This is a genomic window from Pantoea sp. y20 (genome assembly GCF_054903455.1).
The window spans coordinates 2,434,587-2,459,016 of sequence record NZ_CM142816.1 but is presented as its reverse complement, the minus strand read 5'-3'; the positions used below and the strand labels follow the sequence as shown (position 1 = coordinate 2,459,016).

At 54.5% G+C, this 24,430-nt stretch carries 25 protein-coding genes; 12 read left to right on the top strand and 13 right to left on the bottom strand.

The window, feature by feature from the left end:
* Positions 1-20: 20 nt before the first annotated feature.
* A complete protein-coding gene (locus tag ACYAC5_RS11535) occupies positions 21-1,001 on the top strand; it encodes a LacI family DNA-binding transcriptional regulator (protein WP_137385980.1) in 981 nt (326 codons plus the stop codon).
* 76 nt (positions 1,002-1,077) lie between these two features.
* Here the strand turns inward: ACYAC5_RS11535 and ACYAC5_RS11530 are convergent, their stop codons facing one another.
* Positions 1,078-2,010 (bottom strand): ribokinase, encoded by a 933-nt coding sequence (locus ACYAC5_RS11530; RefSeq protein ID WP_192411964.1) that lies wholly within the window; start codon positions 2,008-2,010, stop codon positions 1,078-1,080.
* 11 nt (positions 2,011-2,021) lie between these two features.
* Positions 2,022-2,903: an SIS domain-containing protein gene (locus ACYAC5_RS11525; protein WP_137385979.1), complete on the bottom strand. Its 882-nt coding sequence runs from the start codon at positions 2,901-2,903 to the stop codon at positions 2,022-2,024.
* Between the two features lie 323 nt (positions 2,904-3,226).
* On the opposite strand from ACYAC5_RS11525, the gene ACYAC5_RS11520 reads away from it, so the two are divergent.
* Complete coding sequence (locus tag ACYAC5_RS11520; protein ID WP_312463311.1) at positions 3,227-4,180, top strand: sugar phosphate isomerase/epimerase family protein; 954 nt, start codon at positions 3,227-3,229, stop codon at positions 4,178-4,180.
* Positions 4,181-4,242: 62 nt separating this feature from the next.
* Positions 4,243-5,478, top strand: a complete 1,236-nt coding sequence (locus ACYAC5_RS11515; RefSeq protein ID WP_462061778.1) for an MFS transporter — start codon at positions 4,243-4,245, stop codon at positions 5,476-5,478.
* A 69-nt stretch (positions 5,479-5,547) separates the two neighbouring features.
* Here the strand turns inward: ACYAC5_RS11515 and ychF are convergent, their stop codons facing one another.
* Positions 5,548-6,639 carry a redox-regulated ATPase YchF gene (gene ychF / locus ACYAC5_RS11510; protein WP_008107633.1) on the bottom strand — a complete coding sequence of 364 codons (1,092 nt, stop codon included), beginning with the start codon at positions 6,637-6,639 and terminating at the stop codon, positions 5,548-5,550.
* Positions 6,640-6,750: 111 nt separating this feature from the next.
* Complete coding sequence (gene pth / locus ACYAC5_RS11505) at positions 6,751-7,338, bottom strand: aminoacyl-tRNA hydrolase (protein WP_008107639.1); 588 nt, start codon at positions 7,336-7,338, stop codon at positions 6,751-6,753.
* Positions 7,339-7,595: 257 nt separating this feature from the next.
* On the opposite strand from pth, the gene ychH reads away from it, so the two are divergent.
* Positions 7,596-7,871, top strand: coding sequence for a stress-induced protein YchH (gene ychH / locus ACYAC5_RS11500; RefSeq protein WP_061723496.1), 276 nt, complete (start codon positions 7,596-7,598; stop codon positions 7,869-7,871).
* Here ychH and ACYAC5_RS11495 read toward each other — a convergent pair.
* The 4 genes from ACYAC5_RS11495 to lolB all read right to left on the bottom strand — a co-directional run bounded on the left by ACYAC5_RS11495 (position 7,868) and on the right by lolB (position 11,832).
* Complete coding sequence (locus tag ACYAC5_RS11495) at positions 7,868-9,043, bottom strand: GGDEF domain-containing protein (protein WP_309834302.1); 1,176 nt, start codon at positions 9,041-9,043, stop codon at positions 7,868-7,870. The genes ychH and ACYAC5_RS11495 overlap by 4 nt on opposite strands.
* A 227-nt stretch (positions 9,044-9,270) precedes the next feature.
* On the bottom strand, positions 9,271-10,218 hold the full coding sequence (gene prs / locus ACYAC5_RS11490; RefSeq protein WP_006118899.1) for a ribose-phosphate diphosphokinase: 948 nt from the start codon (positions 10,216-10,218) through the stop codon (positions 9,271-9,273).
* A gap of 124 nt (positions 10,219-10,342) precedes the next feature.
* Positions 10,343-11,212: a 4-(cytidine 5'-diphospho)-2-C-methyl-D-erythritol kinase gene (gene ispE, locus ACYAC5_RS11485; RefSeq protein ID WP_280171779.1), complete on the bottom strand. Its 870-nt coding sequence runs from the start codon at positions 11,210-11,212 to the stop codon at positions 10,343-10,345.
* Positions 11,209-11,832, bottom strand: a complete 624-nt coding sequence (gene lolB, locus ACYAC5_RS11480) for a lipoprotein insertase outer membrane protein LolB (protein ID WP_101764109.1) — start codon at positions 11,830-11,832, stop codon at positions 11,209-11,211. The genes ispE and lolB overlap by 4 nt, the downstream gene beginning before the upstream one ends.
* A 216-nt stretch (positions 11,833-12,048) precedes the next feature.
* Here lolB and hemA point away from each other — a divergent pair, with 216 nt between their 5' ends.
* The 6 genes from hemA to kdsA are packed head-to-tail and all read left to right on the top strand — an operon-like array spanning position 12,049 to position 17,360.
* Positions 12,049-13,305, top strand: coding sequence for a glutamyl-tRNA reductase (hemA, locus tag ACYAC5_RS11475; protein WP_061718543.1), 1,257 nt, complete (start codon positions 12,049-12,051; stop codon positions 13,303-13,305).
* Positions 13,306-13,346: 41 nt separating this feature from the next.
* Entirely contained in the window at positions 13,347-14,429 is a 1,083-nt protein-coding gene (gene prfA / locus ACYAC5_RS11470; RefSeq protein WP_101764110.1) for a peptide chain release factor 1, read from the top strand.
* Entirely contained in the window at positions 14,429-15,268 is an 840-nt protein-coding gene (gene prmC / locus ACYAC5_RS11465) for a peptide chain release factor N(5)-glutamine methyltransferase (protein WP_462061776.1), read from the top strand. The genes prfA and prmC overlap by 1 nt, the downstream gene beginning before the upstream one ends.
* A gap of 2 nt (positions 15,269-15,270) precedes the next feature.
* Positions 15,271-15,669, top strand: a complete 399-nt coding sequence (locus tag ACYAC5_RS11460; protein ID WP_101764112.1) for a SirB2 family protein — start codon at positions 15,271-15,273, stop codon at positions 15,667-15,669.
* Complete coding sequence (gene sirB1 / locus ACYAC5_RS11455) at positions 15,666-16,475, top strand: invasion regulator SirB1 (RefSeq protein ID WP_110866346.1); 810 nt, start codon at positions 15,666-15,668, stop codon at positions 16,473-16,475. The genes ACYAC5_RS11460 and sirB1 overlap by 4 nt, the downstream gene beginning before the upstream one ends.
* 30 nt (positions 16,476-16,505) lie before the next feature.
* Positions 16,506-17,360 (top strand): 3-deoxy-8-phosphooctulonate synthase, encoded by an 855-nt coding sequence (gene kdsA, locus ACYAC5_RS11450; protein WP_462061775.1) that lies wholly within the window; start codon positions 16,506-16,508, stop codon positions 17,358-17,360.
* A gap of 119 nt (positions 17,361-17,479) precedes the next feature.
* On the opposite strand, the gene chaA is transcribed toward kdsA, so the two are convergent.
* Positions 17,480-18,565 (bottom strand): sodium-potassium/proton antiporter ChaA, encoded by a 1,086-nt coding sequence (chaA, locus tag ACYAC5_RS11445; RefSeq protein ID WP_101764115.1) that lies wholly within the window; start codon positions 18,563-18,565, stop codon positions 17,480-17,482.
* A 367-nt stretch (positions 18,566-18,932) separates the two neighbouring features.
* Between chaA and chaB the strand changes: the two genes are divergently transcribed.
* A complete protein-coding gene (chaB, locus tag ACYAC5_RS11440) occupies positions 18,933-19,163 on the top strand; it encodes a putative cation transport regulator ChaB (protein WP_101764116.1) in 231 nt (76 codons plus the stop codon).
* A gap of 237 nt (positions 19,164-19,400) precedes the next feature.
* Positions 19,401-20,072: a gamma-glutamylcyclotransferase gene (locus ACYAC5_RS11435; protein ID WP_168197458.1), complete on the top strand. Its 672-nt coding sequence runs from the start codon at positions 19,401-19,403 to the stop codon at positions 20,070-20,072.
* Positions 20,073-20,078: 6 nt separating this feature from the next.
* Here ACYAC5_RS11435 and ACYAC5_RS11430 read toward each other — a convergent pair whose 3' ends face one another.
* The 4 genes from ACYAC5_RS11430 to tagH form a co-directional block, all read right to left on the bottom strand.
* The gene (locus ACYAC5_RS11430) at positions 20,079-21,494 is read right to left on the bottom strand and encodes a serine/threonine protein kinase (RefSeq protein ID WP_192411665.1); all 1,416 of its coding nucleotides are present in this window, start codon (positions 21,492-21,494) and stop codon (positions 20,079-20,081) included.
* Positions 21,495-21,560: 66 nt separating this feature from the next.
* Entirely contained in the window at positions 21,561-22,511 is a 951-nt protein-coding gene (locus ACYAC5_RS11425) for a hypothetical protein (protein WP_110866342.1), read from the bottom strand.
* Positions 22,512-22,524: 13 nt separating this feature from the next.
* On the bottom strand, positions 22,525-23,301 hold the full coding sequence (locus ACYAC5_RS11420) for a PP2C family protein-serine/threonine phosphatase (RefSeq protein ID WP_137385968.1): 777 nt from the start codon (positions 23,299-23,301) through the stop codon (positions 22,525-22,527).
* Positions 23,298-24,410, bottom strand: a complete 1,113-nt coding sequence (tagH, locus tag ACYAC5_RS11415) for a type VI secretion system-associated FHA domain protein TagH (protein WP_192411666.1) — start codon at positions 24,408-24,410, stop codon at positions 23,298-23,300. The genes ACYAC5_RS11420 and tagH overlap by 4 nt, the downstream gene beginning before the upstream one ends.
* Positions 24,411-24,430: the final 20 nt, after the last annotated feature.

The window sequence follows — 24,430 nt, the reverse complement described above, 5'->3', positions numbered from 1 at the left end:
ACTGAGCAAGAGTTGCAAGCATGTCCATCCAAAAAATCGCCCGCTTAGCGGGCGTTTCTGTGGCAACAGTTTCACGGGTGCTGAATAACAGCGATACGGTAAAAGCGCTGAATCGTGAGAAAGTCCTGCACGCTATTAAAGCGAGTAATTACCAGCCAAATTTATTAGCGCGTCAGTTGCGTACTGCGCGTAGCTCAATGATTCTCGTGATGGTGTCGGATATCTCCAATCCCTTTTGCGCCGAGTTGGTGAAAGGCATTGAGGAGCAGGCGGAGAAAAACAGTTATCGCATTCTGTTGTGCAATTCTGGCTCAGACATCGAGCGCTCCCGCTCCAGTTTGCAATTGCTGGCCGGGAAAATGGTGGATGGCATTATCACTATGGATGCGTTCAGTAAGTTGCCAGAACTGGCGCAGCTGATTGGCGAAACGCCCTGGGTGCAATGCGCGGAATACGCCGATGCCGGTGATGTCTCCTGCGTGGGCATTGATGATGTGCAGGCATCAAAGCACGTCGTGGCGTTTCTGGCGGGCAGGGGACGACAGCGTATTGCCTTAATCAACCACGATCTCAGCTATAAATATGCGCAGCTGCGGCAGGCGGGTTATCAGCAGCAACTTATCCATGAAGCACGCAGCTGGCAGGCCATCACGTACGCCACCGAGCTGAGTTTTAATGCCGGTAAACAGGCGATGGAAGCCTTGCTGAGAGCGCCCGAGCGTCCAGATGCCGTGTTTGCCGTGTCGGATACCTTAGCGGCGGGCGCGCTGTCAGCCATTCACGCCGCCGGGCTGCGCGTGCCGCAGGATATAGCGGTGACGGGGTTTGATGGATCCGACCTCGCCGAAATGGTCACGCCGCCGCTGAGCACGCTGGCGCAGCCGTCGCGCGCTATGGGACGCAAGGCGTTTACCTTGCTGCTGAATAAGATCGATCAACCTGATTCGCCGGCTCAACGCATTATGATGGACTGGCACTTTGTGGCGCGCGCCAGTACTTAATCGGCGTTTACGAAGGTTGCGAAGTTGATGGTCTGATGATGTAAAGGTGCCGCTCAGAGCTTCAGGTCCGTATTTTTCAACCAAACAGGCGCTGGCGGTTTTGCGTCAGCGCGTGCGCCACATCAGGCAGCATCGGGAAAGAACTCTGACCGCCATATTTCTGGATTGAGCAGGAACTGATTTCAGCCGCGAAAGGAATCGCTTCTTCCAGATCGATGTTGTTCACCAGGCAATAGGCGATACCGCCAATAAAGGAATCTCCTGCGCCGGTGGTATCCACCACATCCGGACAGAACACGGCAGGATAATGTCTGGCACCGGCATCACCGGATAACACCGCGCCTTTCTCGCCCAGCGTGATAATCACCCGGCCATTCACCTTCTGCTGTAGCGCTGCCGCACAGGCCATCGCCTCTTTAACCGAAGTGACAGCGGTTTTACTCATAAAGCTGGCTTCGGTCTCATTCACCACCAGTAAATCGACCTGACTCAGCGCCTGCGGAGAGATTTCGCGCGCCGGCGCGTTGTTGAGCAAAATCTGGCAATCATGACGGCGTGCCACGCTGATGGCTCGTTCAACCACACGATCGGGAATTTCCGACTGCAGGATTAACAGAGGCCGATCGCTAAATAATCCATCGTGAATATCGGGTTCGCTAATCAGGTAGTTTGCGCCCTTAATAATGGTGCTGCAATAATCGCCGGATTCCAGAATCTGCACGATGCCAATGCCGGAGGTTTTTCCGCGCTGGCTAATGTTATCTACCGATACCCCGTTTTCATTCAGCGATTTTATGAGTTCGCTGCCATAAATATCATTGCCCACACAGCCCACCATATTGACGTTCAGCCCCAGCTTGGCGCACTGAACCGCCTGGTTTGCCCCTTTACCGCCCGGCATCAACATTAATTCGTTGCCGGTAAACGTCTCCCCAATTTCCGGCAGGCGATCCTGCTGGACAAGAATGTCGTAGTTAAGACTGCCAATAACAACAATATTATGTTTCATCATTTCGGCCCTTAATTGGCGGTGCGCTTGGACGCAACCGCATTTCTGGTGTTGTGTAAACTGGTCTGACTTTTTTCGCTGGTCTTGCTGGCGATAAGGGTAAAGATGGCATCCAGAATATTCAGATGCACAATGCGCGTGGTGGCGTTCTCTCCGGTAATTGGATTGTTTTTAACCGACGAGATAATCGAGTGCCGGGCAATTAAACTCAGTGGGCTGTTGGGATAATTGGTCAGGCAGATGGTTTCTGCGCCGTTCTCATTCGCCGCTTTTACCATCTGAATAATGTCCGTGGTTTGGCCGGAGTGAGAAATCGCCAGCAGGATATCGCCGGGTTGCATCAATGAGGCGGTCATCAGCTGCTTGTGGCTGTCACTAAACACCGACGAGAAGATGCCGATCTTCAGCAGCTTATGATTGAAGTCATCACAGATAGAACCTGAACCACCGCACCCGGCAATAACTATGCGTGCGCTTTCTGGTTTATTAATAAACAGATACGCCACTGCTTTTATCACGGCACTGTTAATCACGCTCAGGGAATCCTGCAGTGCCAGCACCGAATTTAAAAAGGTGCTTTCAATCACCTGCTCGACATATTTTTCTGAATCCGGGATTACCGGAATATCGATGATATCTTCCTGCGTGCTGACTTGCCGGGCGATATTGATTTTCAGATCGTGAAAACCGGTAAAACCGAGTTTCTTCGATACTTTAGTAATGCTCGAGACGCTAACATTCAGATAATTCGCAATATCAGTGATGCACATTTTAGATAAAGACTGCGGATTGTCGTCAATAAAACGTGCAATTGAACGTTCCTTTTTTCCCAGCTCAGGCGCAAGGGTACGAGCCAGCAGGAATATCTCATTGCCTTTAAGTCGATTATGCATTTTGCGCGCCCATTAAAAAAGTTGTCGCTAAGCTAGCATGGCATTTAGGGGAAAAGTGTTAACTGGATCACACACTGTAAAACGTTTTACTGATGCATTTTACTGTTAGTAAAATAAAAGTATCCTTATTGCGACTGTTATTTCATTAACAGTAAAATAGCTATTTAACATATTGTATTGCAATGATTTTTCTAGCAGTAAAATTTTTACTATTATAAATCTATCGTTTATTTTATTAGCGGTAGTATTTAGCTGATCGCATTTACCTGATGAATATTCTCATTTATAAGGAAATGGAAATCCCATTAAAGGTAATTTAAAAAATGAAATTCTCATCACGTATAAATTCATTTCGCTCCAGAGCCGATCTGTTTGCGGCGAAGAACAAAATGGATACTTGCGATCTTATTACGCGTATGGGTAGCGTTGCGGGCTTGACGCATATTGAGCTGAATTATCCGGAGCACTTTATTGGTCAGGATAAAGCGCTGATTAAACAGACCATCGCTGATAACAATTTGCAGGTGGGCGGCATCGCTCTGCGTTATAACAAAGAGTTCATCGAGGGTGAATTCACCAATCCTGATGCCGCACTGCGTAAAAAAGCGATCGAAATTACCCTCGAAGCCGCAGAGATGTGCAAATACCTCGGCGGCAATACCGTCACGCTGTGGTTTGGCTATGATGGTTACGATTATCCATTCCAGCAGGATTACTTCCGCGCCTATGAGTGGCTGGTCAGCGCACTACAGACCGTGACCCAGGCACACGCGGATATGCAATTCAGTTTTGAATATAAGCCGTATGAACCGCGCACCTTCTCCTTTATTGGTGATGTCTCTTCAACGCTGATGCTGATTGATGATGTAGGCTCCGACAATCTCGGTATTACCCTCGATTTCTGTCACATGATCATGAAGAAAGAGAATCCCGCTTTCTCACTGTTCCAGTCGGCACGCAAAAACCGTTTGGTGGGCTTCCACCTGAATGATGGTTATGGCCATTTTGATGATGGATTGATGCTGGGTTCCGTGCACCTGATGCAGACGCTGGAATACATCTATTACGCAAAACGCGTTAACTTCAGCGGCCTGATCTATTTCGATACCTTCCCAAGCCGTGAAGATCCGGTTGCCGAATGCGCGCAAAACATTCGCATGTATAAAGCGCTCTCCAGCTTTATTGATCGCCTGAGCATTGATGAAATCGATCAGCTGATTAAAAGCCAGGATGCGCTGAAAGTGCAGGGCATGCTGATGAAAATCATCGCTGAATAAAAACAAAATCAAAACTTACCTCTATTAACTACCACCAGTCAGTGTCTGACACGGGGGAAACTATGTTCGACAAAATAGGTTTGCCTAAAAACTTGCTTTGGGGCTATATCGGCCTCGCGATATTCATGATCGGCGATGGCGTAGAACAAGCGTGGATTGCCATCTGGCTGGTGGATAAAGGGCTGCCTGTCGCGCAAGCCTCTTATCTGATCACCGCATACGGTGTCACCGTGACGCTGGCGGCCTGGGTGACCGGCGTACTGGTGCAAACCCTCGGCCCGCGCAAAGTGATGCTGTATGGGTTGATCACCTTTGTTATCGGCAGTATCGGGTTTATCGGCGTTGGCCTCAAGACCATGCACATGGCCTGGATGCTGCCGTTTTATGCCATTCGCGGCATCGGTTATCCACTGTTTGCCTACTCGTTTCTCATCTGGATTAACTACAGCACGCCGGTGGAGCGCCGTTCTACCGCAGTGGGTTGGTTCTGGTTTACCTTCTCGCTGGGTTTGAGCGTCATCGGTCCGTTCTTCTCCTCGCTGGCATTGCCGGTGATGGGCGAAATTCATGTGCTGTGGGTCGGCATGGTATTTGTGGTCGTCGGCTCCGTGTTAGGCATTTGGGTGAACCGCGACGTGGTTCCGGCATCTGAAATTCATCCCTTCAGCGCGGCGGAGTTAATTAAAGGCATCACCATTTTGCAGCGTCCGGTGATTGCGATGGGATTGGTGGTGAAATCGGTCAACGGCATCGCCCAATATGGTCTGGCGACCTTCCTGCCGCTCTATCTGATCAGTTTCGGCTACAGCAAAACCGAATGGCTGCATATGTGGTCGGCGGTGTTCCTGGTGGCGATTTTCGCCAACCTGTTCTTTGGCTTTTTCGGCGATAAGTTTGGCTGGCGAACCACCATCATGTGGGTTGGTGGCTTTGGCTATGCCGCGGTGCTGATTTTGGTCTGGGCCGTGCCGCAGCTGCTGGGCCACAACTTCTATGCGATGGCATTGGTGCTGTGCCTGTGCGGTATTACCATGGCCGGTTATGTGCCGCTGTCGGCGCTGTTCCCACTGCTGGCCCCGGACAGTAAAGGCGCGGCCATGTCGGTGCTGAATCTGGGCGCAGGTTTGGGCGCATTTATCGCACCTGCCATCACCGCGCTGTTCTACTCATCGCTGGGCGCGGGCGGGGTGCTGGGGATTTATGCCGGGCTTTATGTTTTGAGCGGGGTATTGACGCCATTCCTGAAAACGCCTGAAGAGTTGGATGCGCGGGTGGCGATGACGGACAAAGCGGCCTGAAAGACGTGAGATTTTGGTTATAAAAAAAAGCCCAGTTAATTAACTGGGCTTTTTATTGCGGTTAAGAGATTAGACGTTGAACAAGAAGTTCATCACATCGCCATCTTTTACAATGTACTCTTTACCTTCTGAGCGCATTTTACCGGCTTCTTTCGCGCCTTGTTCGCCTTTAAACGCGACGAAATCTTCAAATGCGATGGTCTGAGCGCGGATAAAGCCTTTCTCGAAGTCAGTGTGGATTTTACCCGCCGCCTGTGGCGCGGTGGCGCCAACAGGAATGGTCCATGCACGCACTTCTTTCACGCCTGCGGTGAAGTAGGTTTGCAGGTTGAGCAGCGCATAACCGGCGCGGATCACGCGGTTCAGGCCCGGCTCTTCCAGACCCAGTTCAGCCATGAACTCGTCGCGTTCGTCATCTTCCAGCTCAGCGATATCAGATTCAACGGCAGCACACACTGGCACCACCACCGAACCTTCGGCTTCGGCAATCGCACGCACCTGATCGAGGTACGGATTGTTTTCGAAACCGTCTTCGTTGACGTTAGCGATGTACATGGTTGGCTTCAGCGTCAGGAAGCTGAGGTAGCGGATTGCCGCTTTCTCGTCAGCATCCAGATTCAGTGCGCGCAGCATGCCCGCTTCTGACAGGTGCGGCAGGCACTTCTCCAGCGCAGCCAGTTCTGCTTTAGCATCTTTGTCGCCGCCTTTGGCTTTCTTCTGGCAACGCTGAATCGCACGTTCGCAGGTGTCGAGATCCGACAGCGCCAGCTCGGTGTTGATCACGTCAATATCTTCCGCCGGGTTAACTTTACCCGCAACGTGGATGATGTTGTCGTTTTCAAAGCAGCGCACCACGTGACCGATGGCTTCGGTTTCACGGATGTTAGTCAGGAACTGGTTGCCCAGGCCTTCACCTTTGGACGCGCCTTTCACCAGACCGGCGATATCGACGAATTCCATGGTGGTGGGCACGACGCGCTGTGGCTTAACAATCTCGCTCAGCTGATCGAGGCGCAGATCGGGCATTGGCACCACACCGGTGTTTGGCTCGATGGTGCAGAACGGAAAGTTGGCTGCTTCGATACCCGCTTTAGTCAGCGCGTTGAACAGGGTGGATTTACCGACGTTCGGCAGGCCCACAATACCGCATTTAAATCCCATGGTCTGATTACCTTTCTCACTGAGTGCGCAGCGCTATTGGATAGCGCCGACAGATTCAAAAAATTTCGCGCATTATACACAGAATTGCCTTCTGCGGCGCGGGAATTGGCCTTAGCCCGCCTTGAACGCGTGCAGGCGGTTCATCGCCTTAATCTTGTCTTCTTTCAGCCACAGTTCGGTGCAGCGCACCGCTTCGTCTACGGCATCATCAATCAGCTTTTGTTCGCTGGCTGGCGGCTTACCCAGCACGAAACCAGTCACTTTATTGCGGTCGCCAGGATGACCAATACCCACGCGTAAACGGTGAAAATTATTGTTGTTGCCCAGCTTGCTGATGATATCTTTCAGGCCGTTATGGCCGCCGTGGCCACCACCTTGCTTGAATTTCGCCACGCCCGGCGGTAAATCCAGCTCATCGTGCGCTACCAAAATCTCTTCTGGCGCAATGCGATAAAAAGTCGCCATCGCCGCCACCGCTTTGCCGCTGAGATTCATAAAAGTGGTGGGCACCAGCAGGCGCACATCTTCTCCCGCCAGCGACAGGCGCGCGGTATAGCCATAAAACTTTGGCTCGTCTTTTAAGGACTGATTGTTGCGGCTCGCCAGTAAATCGACATACCAGGCGCCAGCGTTATGGCGGGTTGCGGCGTATTCAGCGCCGGGATTGGCCAGCCCCACAATCAGTTTAATGCTGCTCACGATGTTTATCCTGTCTTGCTGCGGAAAGGGCGATAGTTTACTGCCTGGTGGCACGGATGACAAAGGCCACGCGCCACAGATAATGTCTCTACGTGACTAATCATTTTCTATCGAAATCAAGGCGCTGGCGGTAAAGATTTGTCAAAGGTTGTGAAGGATATGTGATCCTGTACGCAATTTAAGCGGCAGGTATTGCCTAAGCTTATGGCTAGTTAACCATACGTGCTGTTTTGCTTTTAAAAGGATGGAGGTGGATCATGAAACGTCAAAATTGCCGCTTTGTAGGTAACGGTTTGATGTGTTTGGGTTTACTGACGATGGTATTAGGCGTCGGCTATTCCATTATCAACCAGCTTCCTTCACTCAACCTGCCGCAATTCCTTGCGCACGGTGCGATGTTCAGCATCTTCGTTGGCGCTTTACTGTGGCTGGTGGGCGCGCGCGTCAGCGGACGTGAGCGCGTGGAAGATCGTTATTACTGGTTACGTCATTACGGCGATAAGCGTTGCCGTCGCAATCACTCATCACATTAAGTGAGTACGGTTTGCTGCAGCGGCTGTAACTGCGCGAGATAACGTTCGATGCGGTTACGGCCGCTGGCTTTTGCACGGTACAATGCTTCATCGGCCAGCGCCAGCAACAGCGGGAAGGGTTCGCCAGGCTGCAGCGCGGTGGCATAACCGATGCTGACGGTATAACGCACGTCGTTGGGTTGCGACAGCTGTGTCGCTAAACGAATACGTTCACACACCCGCTGCGCCTGCTCGGCATCGCCGGGAATGATCGCCGCGAACTCCTCGCCACCCAAACGGGCAAAATGGCCACTCTCCGGCATCAACGCCTGCACCACCTGACAAAAATCGATTAATACCTGATCGCCTTGTTGATGGCCGAAACGGTCATTGATGCTTTTAAAATGGTCCAGATCGAACAGCACCGCGCTATAGACAAAGTGTTGTGACTGTCGCGCGCTGCGCAATATCATTTTATCGGCCTGCTCGAACAGCGCGCGGCGGTTCCACACGCTGGTGAGCGGATCGTGCATTGATGCTAGCTTGTGGGCGATTTGCGTGCGTTCGTTGACCATCGCCAGAATGGTGAAACTCAGGCCAATAACAAACAGGATCGATTCAAGAATCACATACACCGAGAAGCTGGAACCGCCAATCGCACCGCGCACCGGCGTCGCCACCGCATCGTCCAGAAAGATACGCGCCACGTGAAACAGCAAATGGATCCATAGCAGGATTTGCGCCGGCCAAAAGGTGACGGTCAACGACGCGCGCACGCGCCACAGCAAGCGGATTAGCGCGCCGGTATAGATGATGCACAGCAGGCAAACCACCAGCACGCGCTTCGGCTGGCTGTGATAAAACGCGGGGAACAGGCACAAAATCGCCCACAACAAACCGCCGCCTAACCAGCTGAGGCCAATTGCTTTTCCGCAGAAGATGCGGAAGGCATTGAGCAGATTGCCATAAGCCAGCAACAGCATGACGTTGCCGACCGCGACCGGTAAAAAATGGAATCCCGCACTGCGTAAGCTGCTAAGGAACACCGCCGCCAGGGTTAAAACCAGCGCCAGCGTGGTGCAGCCCAATACGCGATCGTACTGCGCACCGACCCAGGCAAAAATCAAAATGATACTCAAAAACCCCAGCACAAAGAGCTCGCAAACAAACAGCGTGTAGAGGTCGAGAGTCATAGTGGTCGGAGCTCGGGGAAAAAGTGGGAAGAAAATAGCATTAAACATTGGACCGCTAAAGGGCGGCAATGCGAGTCACCAGAAAAGAGTGGATGGCAGCGAGAATAGCGAGATTTAACGAAATTTATCGCGCAAATATCAATGGCGAAAGTGGCTTAATCGGTGAGTCAGATTGAGGGCAGGGTGCAAAGAAAAACCGGGCACGAGGCCCGGTTTCACGCGATGAATTAATGCTCAAACATCGCGGAGATTGATTCTTCGTTGCTGATACGACGAATCGCTTCGGCCAACATGCCAGACAGCGTCAGAGTACGCACGTTTGGCAGAGATTTCATCTCTTCAGACAGCGGAATGGTATCGCAGACAATCACCTGGTCAATCACCGACTTACGCAGGTTTTCCACCGCATTACCGGAGAAGATTGGGTGAGTAGCGTAAGCGAAAACACGTTTCGCGCCGCGCTCTTTCAACGCTTCAGCCGCTTTGCACAGCGTACCGCCGGTGTCGATCATATCGTCGACCAGTACACAGTCACGACCCGCAACGTCACCAATAATGTGCATCACCTGCGAAACGTTCGCGCGCGGGCGGCGTTTGTCGATGATAGCCATATCGGTATCGTTGAGCAGTTTGGCGATGGCGCGCGCACGCACTACGCCACCGATGTCTGGGGAAACTACAATAGGATTTTCCAGGCCAATTTGCAGCATATCTTCCAGCAGGATTGGGCTGCCGAAGACGTTATCCACCGGGACATCAAAGAAGCCCTGAATCTGTTCAGCATGCAGGTCAACGGTGAGAACACGGTCAACGCCCACGCTAGAAAGGAAATCGGCAACCACTTTGGCGGTGATCGGTACACGAGCAGAACGCACACGGCGGTCCTGACGCGCATAGCCAAAGTAAGGAATGACAGCAGTAATACGACCAGCAGAAGCCCGACGCAAGGCGTCGACCATCACAACCAGCTCCATCAGATTATCGTTGGTGGGGGCACAGGTGGACTGGATGATGAAAATATCACCACCGCGTACATTTTCGTTAATCTGTACACTTACTTCACCATCACTGAAACGGCCAACAGCGGCGTCTCCGAGGCTAGTGTAAAGGCGGTTGGCAATACGTTGTGCTAGTTCCGGGGTGGCGTTACCAGCAAATAGCTTCATATCAGGCACGAGAAGAACCTCAGGCTTGGCGTCCAGAGAATGAACGGCTCTAGAGTAACCGGCGAATACCAAAGAGCATGTTCATACGGGTGTGTTAATGCGCAACATGCAGTGTCTGGAACGGGTGACACTGTCACGTAGACGCTTTTAGCCCAGAAAGTGTGCGCTGCAACGGCGAGAGGTTAAGCCCGCGCGCCACAAATCCGCAAATCCATTTCGGGGCAAGCTCCAGCACCTGACGTGCGTCGGATTCGGTGTCAAATTCAGCAAACACACAAGCTCCGGTCCCAGTCAGGCGCGACGGCGCGTATTCTAGCAGCCAGGAAAGCAGCTCATCAACCTTACGAAAACGTTTTCTTGCCACAGCCTCACAATCATTGTGAAAAGGACGCTGTAACAGTTCATCTAATGTGCGGATTGGTGAATCGCGCGTCAGTTCGGGATCGCGGAACAGATCAGGCGTCGCGATGCTCACGCCTGGATGCGCCACCAGATACCATTTTTCTGCCGGTTCAGCCGGCTGCAATAGTTCGCCCACGCCTTCTGCAAAGGCCGCGTGACCTCCAATAAACACTGGCACATCCGCGCCCAATTTGATGCCAATCGTCGCCAGCTCAGCAACACTTAATCCGGTTTGCCACAGATGATTCAGCGCCACTAACACCGTTGCCGCATCTGAAGAGCCGCCGCCAAGCCCGCCGCCCATCGGCAAAAGCTTCTCCAGCGCGATGCTGGCACCGGCCTGCGCGGGCAAGGTGCCACGCGCAGCGGCAACGGTTTTTAACGCCTGCGCAGCACGCACAATCAGATTCTCGTCATCCGGCACGCCAGTCAGCGGCGTCAGCAGCGTTATCTTGCCGCTGCTGTCCGGTGTGATTTCCAGCGTGTCACCGTAATCGAGGAACTGAAACAGCGTTTGCAGATTGTGGTAGCCGTCAGCACGACGGCCAGTGATATACAGGAACAGATTCAGTTTTGCTGGCGCGGGCCACGTGGTGATCATTGGGTGGTCCAGCTATCCATGCGTAATTTGATGCGCTGACCGCCTTCAGACAGCTCCAGATTGGCCGGCAGCGGCGGATTCACTTTGCTGTCGTAATCAGAAATGTTCACTTTCCACTGCTGACCGTTGCGGCTGTAGTTAAGGCTTTGCAACTGGTAATTGTTATTCAGCTGATAATCGCTGGCATCGCCCGGCAACCCCATCATCCACTGACGCAGATTGGCGAGCGGGATATCCATGCCGGTAAGCTGTGAAATCATCTTCTCGGCATCGTTACTCACGTAGCGCTTGCCTTTGTTATCCACGATCTGCACCACGGATCCTTGTGCATCCAACTGCAATTCGGTGCTGCCAAGCGGATTGGTCAGCAGCAGGCGATAGCGATCCGCAGCGGTTTGCTGCCAGTTAAAGCGTGCATACACTTTTTGCTTATCCGACAGGTAAGCGAACGCACCGCGCGTCTGATACTGGCTGATTTTCGCCACGGCTTGCTGATGCTGCTGCCATTGCGGTGACGTGGTGCTTGGGCCCGGACCTTGTGGTTTGTTAATGGTACATGCAGCCAGTAACACGCTGGCAAGGGGTAAAAGGCGCAGTAACTTGCGCGGGGGCAAATGCATCACGTGGTCATCTCCTCAGACACGTTTTTACTTCGTAACCGGTAACGCTAACCATCCGCATGTAAGCCGTCAATGCTGTTATGGCAATAATTGCGCACGATCAGTTTAATCTTATTACTGTCATAGGCTTTGTATGGCTTTTCTTGACCTGTGGCATCTTGTAGAATGCGCTGCACAAAACCCTGACAACACTTGGGATATCCCAACCCGAATCACATGACGCTGCTTGCACTCGGAATCAACCACAAAACTGCACCTGTTGCGCTACGCGAACGCGTTGCGTTTACACCAGACACGCTGGAACTGGCGCTGAATAGCCTGCTGTCCCAGCCGATGGTGCAGAGCGGTGTGGTCCTTTCGACCTGCAACCGTACGGAACTCTACCTCAGTGTAGAGCAGCAAGCCGACCTGCAGGAGAAGCTGGTGCGTTGGCTGTGTGACTATCACGATCTGCGTGAAGAGGATGTGCGCAACAGCCTCTACTGGCATCAGGATAACGCGGCGGTCAGCCATCTGATGCGCGTGGCCAGCGGGCTGGATTCACTGGTGTTGGGTGAACCACAGATTTTAGGTCAGGTAAAAAAAGCTTTTGTTGATTCGTCACGCGACCACGCGCTGAGCAGTGAACTGGAGCGCATGTTCCAGAAAACCTTCTCGGTGGCCAAGCGTGTGCGCACCGAAACCGAGATTGGCGCCAGCGCCGTATCGGTCGCCTTCGCTGCCTGTTCACTCGCGCGTCAAATTTTTGAATCGCTCAGCACCGTTAACGTGCTGCTGGTCGGCGCTGGTGAAACCATCGAGTTAGTGGCGCGTCATCTGCGCGAACACTCCGTCAAGAAGCTGATGATCGCCAACCGCACCCGCGAACGCGCTCAGCTGCTGGCCGATGAAGTGGGGGCAGAAGTGATTGGCCTCGGCGATATCGAAACCCGTCTGGCCGATGCCGACATCATTATCTCTTCCACCGCCAGCCCGCTGCCGATTATCGGTAAAGGGATGGTGGAGCGCGCGCTGAAAGCGCGTCGCAATCAGCCGATGCTGCTGGTGGATATCGCCGTACCGCGCGATGTCGAGCCGGAAGTGGGCAAGCTGGCGAACGCCTATCTCTACAGCGTTGATGATCTGCAAGCGATCATCGAGCAGAACATGGCGCAGCGCAAAGCCGCCGCCGTGCAGGCTGAAAGCATTGTGGTGCAGGAGAGCGGCGAATTTATGGCCTGGCTGCGCGCGCAAAGCGCGGTTGAAACCATCCGTGAATACCGTTCGCAGGCCGATCAGGTGCGCGCCGAGTTACAGGAACGCGCGCTGGCCGCGCTGCAGCAGGGCGCTGACGCCGAAAAAGTGCTGCAGGAACTGGCACACAAGCTGACCAACCGTTTAATTCATGCACCAACCAAATCACTGCAGCAGGCCGCGCGCGATGGCGACAGCGAACGCCTGCAGATCTTACGTGACAGCCTCGGTTTAGAGTAATCTGGTCAGTCACGACCTATCACTGGGATACCCGCTATTACATGAAGAGCTCTATTGTTGCCAAGCTGGAAGCGCTCCAGGAACGCCACGAGGAAGTGGAAGCGTTGCTGGGCGATGCCGGCGTGATTGCCGATCAGGATCGTTTCCGTGCGTTATCACGTGAATATGCCCAGCTTAGCGACGTCACCCGTTGTTTCCGCGAATGGCAGCAGGTGCAGGAAGACGTTGAAACTGCCGAAATGATGCTGGAAGACCCGGAAATGCGCGAGATGGCGCAGGAAGAATTAAAGCTGTCACGCGAGAAGCGTGAAGCGCTGGAACAACAGCTGCAAGTGCTGCTGCTGCCGAAAGATCCCGACGATGAACGTTCGTGCTTTGTCGAAGTGCGCGCCGGTACCGGCGGTGATGAAGCGGCGATTTTTGCCGGCGATCTGTTCCGTATGTACAGCCGTTACGCCGAAGCGCGTCGCTGGCAGGTTGAGATCATCAGCGCCAACGAAGGTGAGCACGGCGGCTATAAAGAAGTGATCGCCCGCATCATCGGCGATGGCGCGTATGGCCGCTTTAAGTTTGAATCGGGCGGCCATCGCGTACAGCGCGTGCCAGAAACCGAATCGCAGGGCCGTATTCACACCTCGGCTTGTACCGTTGCGGTCATGCCGGAACTGCCCGAAGCGGAAATGCCGGAAATCAACGCCGGCGATTTGAAAATCGACACCTTCCGTTCTTCCGGTGCCGGTGGTCAGCACGTTAACACCACCGATTCCGCGATTCGTATCACCCACTTGCCAACTGGCATTGTGGTGGAGTGTCAGGACGAACGTTCACAGCACAAAAACAAAGCCAAAGCCTTGGCGGTGTTGGGGGCGCGTATTCACGCGGCGGAAACGGCAAAGCGTAATGCCGCTGAAGCTTCGACGCGTCGTAACCTGCTCGGCAGCGGCGACCGTTCGGATCGTAACCGCACCTACAACTTCCCGCAGGGCCGCGTCACCGATCACCGCATCAACCTCACGGTTTACCGTCTCGATGAGGTGATGGAAGGCAAGCTGGATGCGCTGATTGAGCCGATTGTGCAGGAGTATCAAGCCGATCAGCTGGCCGCGCTGGCTGGACAGGACTAATGATCATCCGTCGCTGGCTACAGCAGGCTGTGGTAGCGCTCTGTGGCGGCGACAGCCCGAAGCGCGATGCGGAAATATTGCTGGGTTTTGTGACGGGCAAAGCGCGCAGTTGGCTGATTGCCTTTGACGATGCGGAACTGGACGCGCAGCAGCTGGAACAACTGAATGCGCTGCTGGCGCGCCGCGTCAACGGCGAGCCGATTGCGCATCTGGTCGGCGAGCGTGAATTCTGGTCGCTGCCGTTGCGCGTCAGTGATGCCACGCTGATCCCGCGTCCGGACACCGAAGTGCTGGTGGAGCAAGCGCTGGCACATCTGCCGGCCGCCGCGACGTCTCTGTTGGATTTAGGCACTGGCACCGGCGCGATTGCGCTGGCGCTGGCCAGCGAACGGCCAGGCTGCCAGGTTATCGGCTGCGATCGCATCGCGGCGGCGGTGGAACTGGCGCAGGACAATGCGCAGCGTCTGCACATTGATAACGCCCGCTTCATCCTCAGCAACTGGTTTAACGATCTTCCCGCCCAACGTTTTGATCTGATTGTCAGCAATCCGCCCTATATTGATGCCGCCGATGAACATCTGCAGCAGGGCGACGTGCGCTTTGAACCGCGCAGCGCGTTGGTGGCGGACGATCAGGGTTTGGCCGATTTACGTTTTATCATTCACACCGCACCGCGCTGGCTGCACGCTGGCGGCTGGCTGCTGCTGGAACATGGCTGGCAGCAAGGTGCAGCCGTGCGCGCCATCATGACGCAGCACGGTTATCAGGCGGTGAGCACCGTTGACGATTACGGCGGTAATCCGCGCGTCACACTAGGACAATTTTTTAATAAGGAATAACGATGGCGAGCTGGTATCCCCTAATTAAACATTTTCACTTGCTGACCGTCGCGCTGACGATTTGTCTGTTTTTGCTGCGCTTCTACTGGCAAACCACCGGCTCAGCGATGCTGCAACGCCGCTGGGTGCGCATTGCGCCGCACGTTAACGACACCTTTTTGCTGTTAAGCGGTGCGCTGCTGGTGATGATTACGCATTTTTATCCGTTCACACCGCAAGGAAGCTGGCTGACGGAGAAGCTGTTAGCGGTTATTATCTACATCGCCTTAGGTTCCGTGGCATTGAGCCGTCGCCCACGTAAAATGGGGACACGTTGGATCGCCTTCCTGATTGCAATCGTAGCGTTGCTGTTTGTGATTAAGCTGGCGATGACCAAAATGCCGTTATTGGGGATTGTATGACCTCGCCAGAGCAACTCGATTACAGTAAAACACCGTTGAGTGAAGCGGTGATTGGCGCCACATGCGCCATACGCAATGATTTTTCCGCGCCTTCTGTGCAACAACAGTTGGCGGCGCTGGTAGATGAAGCCCGTGAGTACGTCAGCAGCGAACAGGACGCCGATTTGCAGCTGGGTAAGCTGCTGGAGCTGTTCTATCGTCAGTGGGGATTTGGCGGCGCCAGCGGCGTCTACAATCTCTCCGACGCGCTGTGGATCGACAAAGTCCTGAAGAGCCGTCAGGGCACGGCGGTGTCGCTGGGCGTGATCCTGCTGCACATCGCCGATGAGCTGGAATTGCCGCTGATGCCGGTGATTTTCCCGACACAGCTGATTCTGCGTGCCGACTGGTTAGATGGCGAAATGTGGCTGATCAACCCGTTCAACGGCGAAACGCTGGATACGCATACGCTGGAAGTGTGGCTGAAAGGCAACATCAGCCCAACCGCCAAGCTGTATAACGACGATCTCGACGAAGCCAAGACCATCAACGTGATGCGCAAGATGCTCGACACCTTGAAATCCGCGCTGATGGAAGAGAAGCAGATGGAGCTGGCGCTGAACGTCAGCAAAGTGCTGCTGCAGATCGATCCTGACGATCCTTACGAGATTCGCGACCGTGGTTTGATCTACGCGCAATTAGAGTGTGAACACATCGCGCTGAATGATTTGACCTATTTCGTTGAACAGTGTCCTGAAGATCCGGTCAGCGAGATGATTAAAGTGCAGATTCACGCAATTGAACAGAAACAGGTAACGCTGCACTAAGCGTTACCCGATAAAAGGAAAGGAAAGGGCATGACACAGAAAGTAGTGAATATCGGCGATATCAAGGTCGCAAACGATCTGCCATTCGTTCTCTTCGGCGGCATGAACGTGCTGGAATCGCGCGATCTCGCCATGCGCATCTGCGAACACTACGTTGAGGTCACCGACAAACTCGGGATCCCTTACGTATTCAAAGCCTCTTTTGATAAAGCGAACCGCTCTTCAATCAAATCTTATCGTGGTCCTGGCCTGGAAGAGGGCATGAAGATTTTCCAGGAGCTGAAGCAGGCTTTCGGCGTGAAAATCATCACCGATGTGCATGAAGCATCGCAGGCGCAGCCTGTGGCTGACGTGGTTGATGTGATTCAGCTGCCGGCCTTCCTCGCGCGTCAGACCGATTTGGTGGAAGCGATGGCGAAAACCGGCGCGGTAATCAACGTCAAGAAGCCCCAGTTTGTTAGCCCAGGCCAGATGGGTAACATCTACGACAAATTCGTCGAAGGCGGCAACGATCAGGTTATCCTGTGCGATCGCGGCAGCAACTTCGGCTATGACAACCTGGTTGTCGATATGCTCGGCTTCAACGTGATGAAGAACGTCACCCAAAATAGCCCAGTGATCTTCGACGTTACCCACGCGCTGCAAACGCGCGATCCGTTCGGCGCTGCGTCAGGCGGTCGTCGTGCGCAGGTCGCCGAGCTGGCGCGTGCCGGCATGGCGGTTGGCATTGCTGGCCTGTTCATCGAATCGCACCCAGAGCCAAACAGCGCCAAATGCGACGGTCCATCCGCGCTGCCGCTGGATAAGCTGGAACCCTTCCTGGTGCAGATGAAAGCCATCGACGATCTGGTGAAGAGCTTCCCAGAGCTGGATACCAGCAACTGATTGTTTTCAAATGTGAAAAAGGCGCCGATGGCGCCTTTTTTATTGGCTGGTCGCCATTAATGGCGATCCTACAACATGCACGATTTCCGTATGGTTGGCATTTATGCCGACCGCTAGTCTCACAGCATAATCGTCAACAAATACCCGGCAAACAGCGCCAGATGCGCGGCACCGTTCAACACGTTGGTGCGGCCCGTTGAGAACGAGATGTGACACAGGATCAGCACGGCGCTCATGATCACCATCTGCGGTGGCTCAAGGCCGAACACCAATTGCTGGTCGGTCAGGGTAGCGATGATGGTCACTGCAGGCACCGTCAACGAAATGGTCGCCAGCACCGAACCGAAGAACAGATTCATTGCGCGCTGCACCTGATTCATCAGTACCGCTTTGATTGCACCTAAACCTTCCGGCGACAGGATCAACAGCGCCACCAGGAAGCCGGTGAACTGCGCCGGGGCGTTCAGTTCTGTCAGCAGACTCTCCAGGGGATTGGCGTTCATCTTGGTCACGCTAATCACCGCAATCAGATGCACGATCAGCCATGCGGTGTGCCACAACGAGCTGTGCGCAGAAGGCTTACCGTGGTGCGGATCGTCGCCATCATCTTCATGCTCATAAACGAACAGGCTTTGGTGGGTTTTGGTTTGAATCAGCAGGAACACGCCGTACATGGCCGCAGAAATCGCCGCGATGATCAGCGCCTGCGTGGTCGTGAAGTTACCGCCAGGTAACGCATTGGGGAACACCAGCACCAGAATCGCCAGCGGGAAAATGGCGATCATGTACTGTTTTACGCCCGCCAGATTAACGTACTGCGTGGCAAACTTGCGTCCGCCCAGCAGCAGGGCAAAGCCGACTAAACCGGCGGTCACAATCATGATGATCGAGTAGAGCGTGTCGCGCATTAGCGCGGGCGCGGCATCACCGGTGGCCATCAGCGCGGAGATCAGACTCACTTCAAGTATGACGACGGAAAGACTGAGAATCAGCGAGCCATAAGGTTCGCCTAAACGGTGTGCCAGCACGTCGGCGTGACGCACGACGCTGAAGGCGCTAAACAGAATGGCAACTAATGCCAACAGGTTGATGCCGATAACCGGCAGAAGCGCTGTCTGGTTGCCGAAGAAGCTCAGCACCGCCAGCGCAGCAACGGGGAAAATCAGTGAGTACTCGGTATGGCGGGTTTTCTCATGTCCAGGCATTTACCATCCTCTCCGGAAAAAGTACAAAGCAGGCAATCATTGCCTGATAAATATAATGAGTTTTCTGACGTAACGCAGTGTAACTTTTCATCAGCTGTGCTGCTGTGACTTTACGCGATTTTACCAAAAGCGTTTATTATGCATAACACGGCAAAAGAGTGTGTTATCGCTGGATTAACGCCTGTATTCATTATGTTGCATGAGTCACTCACCCAATTAAAGATGAGATTGGTCTGGTTAATCGTCGTATAGGGTGAAGTTTATAGAGGTTTAAACCTGTTTTACGCCATCTGCCAGTGAAAGTACCAGTTTGCGTTTTGACCCAGATGATCCAGACTTAAACCTTGGGTATGAAACAGGAGGAAATATGCCTTATTCATCAAACAAAGAGCTGCCAGACAGCGTGCGTCATGTCCTGCCGGCTCACGCACAAACCATCTATCAAAAGGCCTTTAACAGCGCCTGGGACCAATACAAAGATCCCGACGACCGGCGTGGCGATGAGTCGCGCGAAGAGGTGGCACACAAAGTCGCCTGGGCAGCAGTCAAGCATGAGTACTCAAAAGGTGACGATGACAAGTGGCACCCTAAAAACTAGTTTGTCTTGCGGGCCGGTGCGGCCCGCCTCGCACTTTTCCCTTCGCCATTCAAGTTCCTCACCAGGCAGCCGATGCTATTTACACAGAATTTCCCTTTTGTGATCGGGGTCAATCTTGAATGTTTTGTTAAAAATGAATTAATGTCTTCTCTTAAGACGATGCAATGAGCGTCGCCTGTAGACATCAGTTTTGAGGAACCACACCGGCAAGATGTCAGCGTAGTAGAGGAGACCACAGTGTTAACGCGGGAATTTTTGTTAAAAGCAGATTGTAAAACATCGTTTGGCGATATTGATGAAGCGTTGTTCTGGAGCTGTGAAAAGCGTGCGGCATCGCTGTCCGCGACGCTGGCCTGTCGTCCTGACCAAAGCCCGGTGTGGATTTTTGGCTACGGCTCGCTGATGTGGAATCCCATTTTTGAAGCGGCCGAAGTGGCGCCGGGTCGTTTAGAGGGCTGGCACCGTGCGTTTTGCCTGCGTCTGATTGCCGGTCGCGGCACCGTAACCGCGCCTGGCCGTATGCTGGCGCTGAAAGAGGGCGGTTCCACCAGCGGACTGGCGTTCCGTTTACCGGAATCGCGTTTGCATGATGAGCTGGAGCTGCTGTGGAAGCGTGAAATGATCACCGGCTGCTATCTGCCAACCTGGTGTGAACTGGAGCTGGAGGATGGACGCAACGTCACCGCGCTGGTGTTTATCATGGATCCGCGTCATCCGCTGTATGAAACCGATTCCTGCCGCAGCACCATTGCGCCGTTGATTGCCCAGGCCAGCGGTCCGCTCGGCACCAACGCACAATACCTCTACGCGCTGGAGCAGGAGCTAGGCAAACGTGGCATGCAGGAAGCGGCATTGACGCGCCTGGCAGCAGATGTCAGAGCGCTGCAGAGTCATTCGGCAGCGCGCTGATACGGATTACTGCGCCGGATTAATCAGCCAGGTTCCCGGCTTATCGATGGTCAGCGATTGGCTATGCACCTGGTTGCCGTTACGCACCTCAATGCGATAGTTCCCCGCCGCCAGATTCAGTGAAGCGAATCCGCTGGAGGAGGGCTTCACATCGCGGGCTTCGCCATTCAGCATCACATTCTCACCCGCCTGCAAACGCAGATAAACCGTCGCCACCGTCGGTGCGCTGCTCGCTACACTGTTGCCTGCTGCGGCAGGCGCAGCGGGCGCAGTGCTGGCGGCGACCGGTGGTGCTTCGCTGTGATGATTCGCTTTCCAAACCACCACCACAACCGCCAGCACCGCAATCGCAGCGGCCACCACTAAACCTGGCGACAAACGACGCACGTTGCGCGGCGTCAAAGGTTCAACGGAGGCAGCAGCATGATTGACGGCCAACACTTGCGGTTCCGGCGTTGCAACACTCGGCTCCACCGGCACAACCGGCTCAGCCACGAGCGGAATAGTGGTGGAGAGCGCTTCGACATCGCTGACCGGCAGATCGATCAAGCTGGCAAAGGCATCAATGCTTTGCGGACGATCTGCTGGCTTCATGGCTAACGCGCAGTCAATGGCGTGCAGCAGCGGCAGCGAATAGCCTTCCGGCTTGCGCTCCACCAGCGGCTGATAGTTATCCTCAATGCAGCGCACCACGCTCACCGGCGGTGCATGGCCGGTGATCAGGTTGTGCAGCACTGCGCCTAGCGCATAGATATCGGTCCACGGACCTTGCTCTATTTCGCCTTCTTCGCTGTACTGCTCAATCGGCGCAAAGCCGGGCTTCAGCATGATCTCGGTTTCATCCGAGAGGTTGCCGATCTCTTTGCGCGCCGAGCCAAAATCAAGCAGCACCGGCAGCTGGTTTTCCTGAATCTGGATGTTATCCAGCGAGATATCGCGATGCAGATAACCGGCGGCGTGGATAGTATCAATGGCGCCAAACAGCGGCGGTAGCAGACGACGGATCCAGCTCTCGTCAATGCTGTCCGGACTGGTGATCTGCCACTCTTTCAGCGTCATGCCGCTGTAATAGAGCGTGCCCATGTAGGCGGTGCCGTTCTCTTCCCAGAAGCGCAGCACGTGCAGCAAGCCGGGATGATTGAAGCGTGCCAGCAGGCGCGCCTCCTGAATAAAGCTATTACGACCGGCGGTAAACAGCTTATGGAAACGCTCTCCGCGCAGTTCCAGCGACATATCCGCCGCACGCACCGCCAACGAGACGGGCATGTACTCTTTGATCGCGATGGTGCGTTCCAGCTGATGGTCCCAGGCACGATAAACAATGCCGAAGCCGCCGCCGCCAATCACTTCCTTGATTTCAAATTCATTAAACCGGTAGCCCGCAGGGAGGGCGTTAGGTGTATGGTTTTCGTTTGCCGACATAGTGAACTCTCTGAACACGTCCTGTAGCGCCCCGTCATCACGATGACGGCAGGCAACGACCGCTAATTAATTAATGTTACGCCAGGCACCAATCGCCGGATCGGCGAGATCCGCATGCAGGGTGTCAATCAGTAACACAGTCACTTTTTGCTGTGGCATAAATTGCGGCGACCAAACGCCGCGTAACGTCTCAACCCGCTTTTTCAGCACATCGCTGCCCTGATCGGCGGTTTTGTCCATCTTGACCAGAAGTGTGCCGCTAAAACGCCACACATGCTGTTGTGCATCAAACGGCAGCACTAACCAGCTATCATCGGCATCCGGACGCGTAACAATCATGCGCTGGTTATTCACCGAGACCACTTCCAGCGGCGGACCGCTCATTTTCAAATCTGCAATCGGGTAGCCCTGATAGAAGTTCAGCGCCAGATTATGGGTTTTGCCAGCGCTCATCAGCGTCATTTCGCTCGGGCCTTCCAGCCAGCCTTCGGTGGAGCAGTGCTGATTCGGGTTATCCGGGATAAACAGCGATTCGCCTTTGTCATCCCACCAGGTACGGAAATGGCAGCCGCCCGGCAAGGCAAAGTGCTGCAGCGGCGTGCTATCCGCCGGGCGTGACAAATCGAGCGGCGCGGCGTTGCTGGTGGTGGCGCTGGCGGTGGCATCGTTCAGCACGATCGGGCGCCAGTTCTGTAATTTGGCTGCGCTGCCGTTAGCCAGCACGCTGCCCTCTTTATTGGTCATCTGCCACGGCAGTTCATCCAGCAGGCCGCACTGATTCGCCAGCAGCGTACCGACGCGCGGCAGGAAGCTGGTCAGGATGCTGGAGTCGGTGCTTTTGCCCGAGACGATGCGCAGCGGCAGCGTCTCTTTGCACCAGTCGTTGGGCGCTTTGCTCGCCACGTCATCAATGTAGACTTCTAATGACAGGCTCGGGGAATACACCACGCGATAATCTTCTGCCTGCGCATTTACGGCCAGCAACAGGGTTGCGAAGCCCGTCAACCACACTTTCATAAGCATCCTTGGATCAATAACGTGACGGCAGAAAACGTGCCGCATCAGCCTGGGAATAAAGCAGCGTCGCTTCCTGCGGTTCGCCAATCCAGACGGCCAGAGCGCTGAGATTGTCGCTTTTAACACTGCGGTTAACGGCTTGTTCCATCAAAGTCAGCCACTCTTCGCAGGCATTCACCATGCGCAGGGCCAGTTCCATTTCGTGGGTGGTGAGATTGAGCCAGAATCCATCGCTGCAAACCAGAAACGCATCGCCATCGGCCAGCGTAATCACCTCGCTAAAAGTGGCCGGACGGGCAGGCTCAACACCGAGCGCATTATAGAGTAAATTACTGTTAATGCCGGTATTTTCATAGCCCGCCTCGCGTAACTGCTGGGCCAGACTGTGGTCACGCGTCACCTGATTTAGCACCCCATGACGGAAGTGATAAACCCGGCTGTCGCCAGCGTGCGCCCACCATGCGCGCTGTTTTTCGCGGTCGATAAACAGCGCGGCGAGCGTGGTGCTCATACGTGAAAAATTCGGATTGTTTCCCTGTGCCTCAATCAGCACCTGCTGGCAGTGTTCAATGGCGGCGCGCGTGCTTTCAGGGGTGAACGTCGCGCTGTGCTGCAGCTGCGTTAGCAGCGTATCGCGCACCAGCTGCGCGGCGATATCACCGCCAGGCAAACCGGCGACGCCGTCACACACCAGAAAACAGGCTTTATGATCGTCCAGCTCGGCGCCGGTACGATCCTGATTTTCGTCGCGCATGCCTTGCTGGCAGCGGCTGGCAAACATCATCTTCATGCGTCTTCGGTCCGCGTTTGAGAATCTTTATATTGATTCACTTCCATATCATAGGCATGCAGGAAGGCTTCGCCGAACAGCGTATGGAAGTCATCCTCAATTTCGCCAGCGGTACGTTGATAGTGGCGTGAGAAGTAATCCCACAGCGCCGCTTTGCGTCCGGTACTGAACGCCATTTTGGGCAGCACGCCATCTTTGCGTGCTTCTTCTTCTAAGCGCTGCGGGTTAAACGACTGCAGCATGGCGGCAATAATGGCGCGGATACCGGCAATCATGCCGAGCTGATGCGCCTGCAAATCCACCAGCGCATCGCGCACCGCCGGTTCCGGCGGCATAAAGCCCGGCATCTGGCTTTGATACATCTGCATCAATACGGTTTTACCGGACGGCAGAATTTTGAACGGGTTATTCGCCTCATTGAGAATCATCGTCATGTCGGCTTTCACGCCGCGCTTGAGGATCGAGCGCGAGGAGAGCAGGGCGACGGTGCCTTGCGAAAACAGGCTCAGCATGCGACCGGTTACGCGCATCTGCTCTTCGGTGATGGTGGTTTGATGGCCGTTATTCAGGCCCATCCCTTCCAGCAGCGCGGCAATCAGTTTGTCCTGAGAGACGCCCGGCAACGTGGCGGGCAGTGTCGGCGCATCACTTTGCGGATCGATAGCGAGACGCGGATCGTTGCGGCGCTCCTGACGCACAACCGGCTCGGGAATCACCTCCGACTCCTGCATCATACCGAGCGGGTCGTCGCTGCTGTCGGCAAAGAACGCCAGCGGATCGTCCTGGCGGGCTTTCAGGTTGTTAGGATCGCGGACTTCGAGCCCATACTCACCGATTTGCAGCGTGTCGCCATCCTGCAACGCCACTTGCGAGCCGCGTTGCAACGCGACGCCGTTCAATACCACCGACGTGACGCTGCCCTGATTGGTCAGGCGGCACTCGCCCTCCGGCGAAAGATGCACCAGCGCCTGCAGACGCGATATGGCGCGCGATTCGTCAGGCAGCACCAGATCGTTATCCTGACTGCGGCCGATGGTGCCGCCGGGCGGTTTAAAGGCTACCGTCTTGGCGGGCACATCCGTATTGCACTGCACAATGGTAAATTGCATGAGTCATCCCGTTAACAAGG

Coding starts and splice junctions, on each gene's coding strand:
- chaA (WP_101764115.1), bottom strand. CDS start 18,565: ATGCCTGGACATGAGAAAACCCGCCATACCGAGTACTCACTGATTTTC.
- ACYAC5_RS11495 (WP_309834302.1), bottom strand. CDS start 9,043: ATGACTCTCGACCTCTACACGCTGTTTGTTTGCGAGCTCTTTGTGCTG.
- ACYAC5_RS11520 (WP_312463311.1), top strand. CDS start 3,227: ATGAAATTCTCATCACGTATAAATTCATTTCGCTCCAGAGCCGATCTG.
- ACYAC5_RS11420 (WP_137385968.1), bottom strand. CDS start 23,301: ATGAAGATGATGTTTGCCAGCCGCTGCCAGCAAGGCATGCGCGACGAA.
- ACYAC5_RS11525 (WP_137385979.1), bottom strand. CDS start 2,903: ATGCATAATCGACTTAAAGGCAATGAGATATTCCTGCTGGCTCGTACC.
- ychH (WP_061723496.1), top strand. CDS start 7,596: ATGAAACGTCAAAATTGCCGCTTTGTAGGTAACGGTTTGATGTGTTTG.
- ACYAC5_RS11535 (WP_137385980.1), top strand. CDS start 21: ATGTCCATCCAAAAAATCGCCCGCTTAGCGGGCGTTTCTGTGGCAACA.
- prmC (WP_462061776.1), top strand. CDS start 14,429: ATGATCATCCGTCGCTGGCTACAGCAGGCTGTGGTAGCGCTCTGTGGC.
- tagH (WP_192411666.1), bottom strand. CDS start 24,410: ATGCAATTTACCATTGTGCAGTGCAATACGGATGTGCCCGCCAAGACG.
- ispE (WP_280171779.1), bottom strand. CDS start 11,212: ATGATCACCACGTGGCCCGCGCCAGCAAAACTGAATCTGTTCCTGTAT.
- ACYAC5_RS11530 (WP_192411964.1), bottom strand. CDS start 2,010: ATGAAACATAATATTGTTGTTATTGGCAGTCTTAACTACGACATTCTT.
- kdsA (WP_462061775.1), top strand. CDS start 16,506: ATGACACAGAAAGTAGTGAATATCGGCGATATCAAGGTCGCAAACGAT.
- ACYAC5_RS11425 (WP_110866342.1), bottom strand. CDS start 22,511: ATGAAAGTGTGGTTGACGGGCTTCGCAACCCTGTTGCTGGCCGTAAAT.
- ACYAC5_RS11430 (WP_192411665.1), bottom strand. CDS start 21,494: ATGTCGGCAAACGAAAACCATACACCTAACGCCCTCCCTGCGGGCTAC.
- ychF (WP_008107633.1), bottom strand. CDS start 6,639: ATGGGATTTAAATGCGGTATTGTGGGCCTGCCGAACGTCGGTAAATCC.
- sirB1 (WP_110866346.1), top strand. CDS start 15,666: ATGACCTCGCCAGAGCAACTCGATTACAGTAAAACACCGTTGAGTGAA.
- prfA (WP_101764110.1), top strand. CDS start 13,347: ATGAAGAGCTCTATTGTTGCCAAGCTGGAAGCGCTCCAGGAACGCCAC.
- lolB (WP_101764109.1), bottom strand. CDS start 11,832: ATGCATTTGCCCCCGCGCAAGTTACTGCGCCTTTTACCCCTTGCCAGC.
- ACYAC5_RS11515 (WP_462061778.1), top strand. CDS start 4,243: ATGTTCGACAAAATAGGTTTGCCTAAAAACTTGCTTTGGGGCTATATC.
- hemA (WP_061718543.1), top strand. CDS start 12,049: ATGACGCTGCTTGCACTCGGAATCAACCACAAAACTGCACCTGTTGCG.
- chaB (WP_101764116.1), top strand. CDS start 18,933: ATGCCTTATTCATCAAACAAAGAGCTGCCAGACAGCGTGCGTCATGTC.
- ACYAC5_RS11460 (WP_101764112.1), top strand. CDS start 15,271: ATGGCGAGCTGGTATCCCCTAATTAAACATTTTCACTTGCTGACCGTC.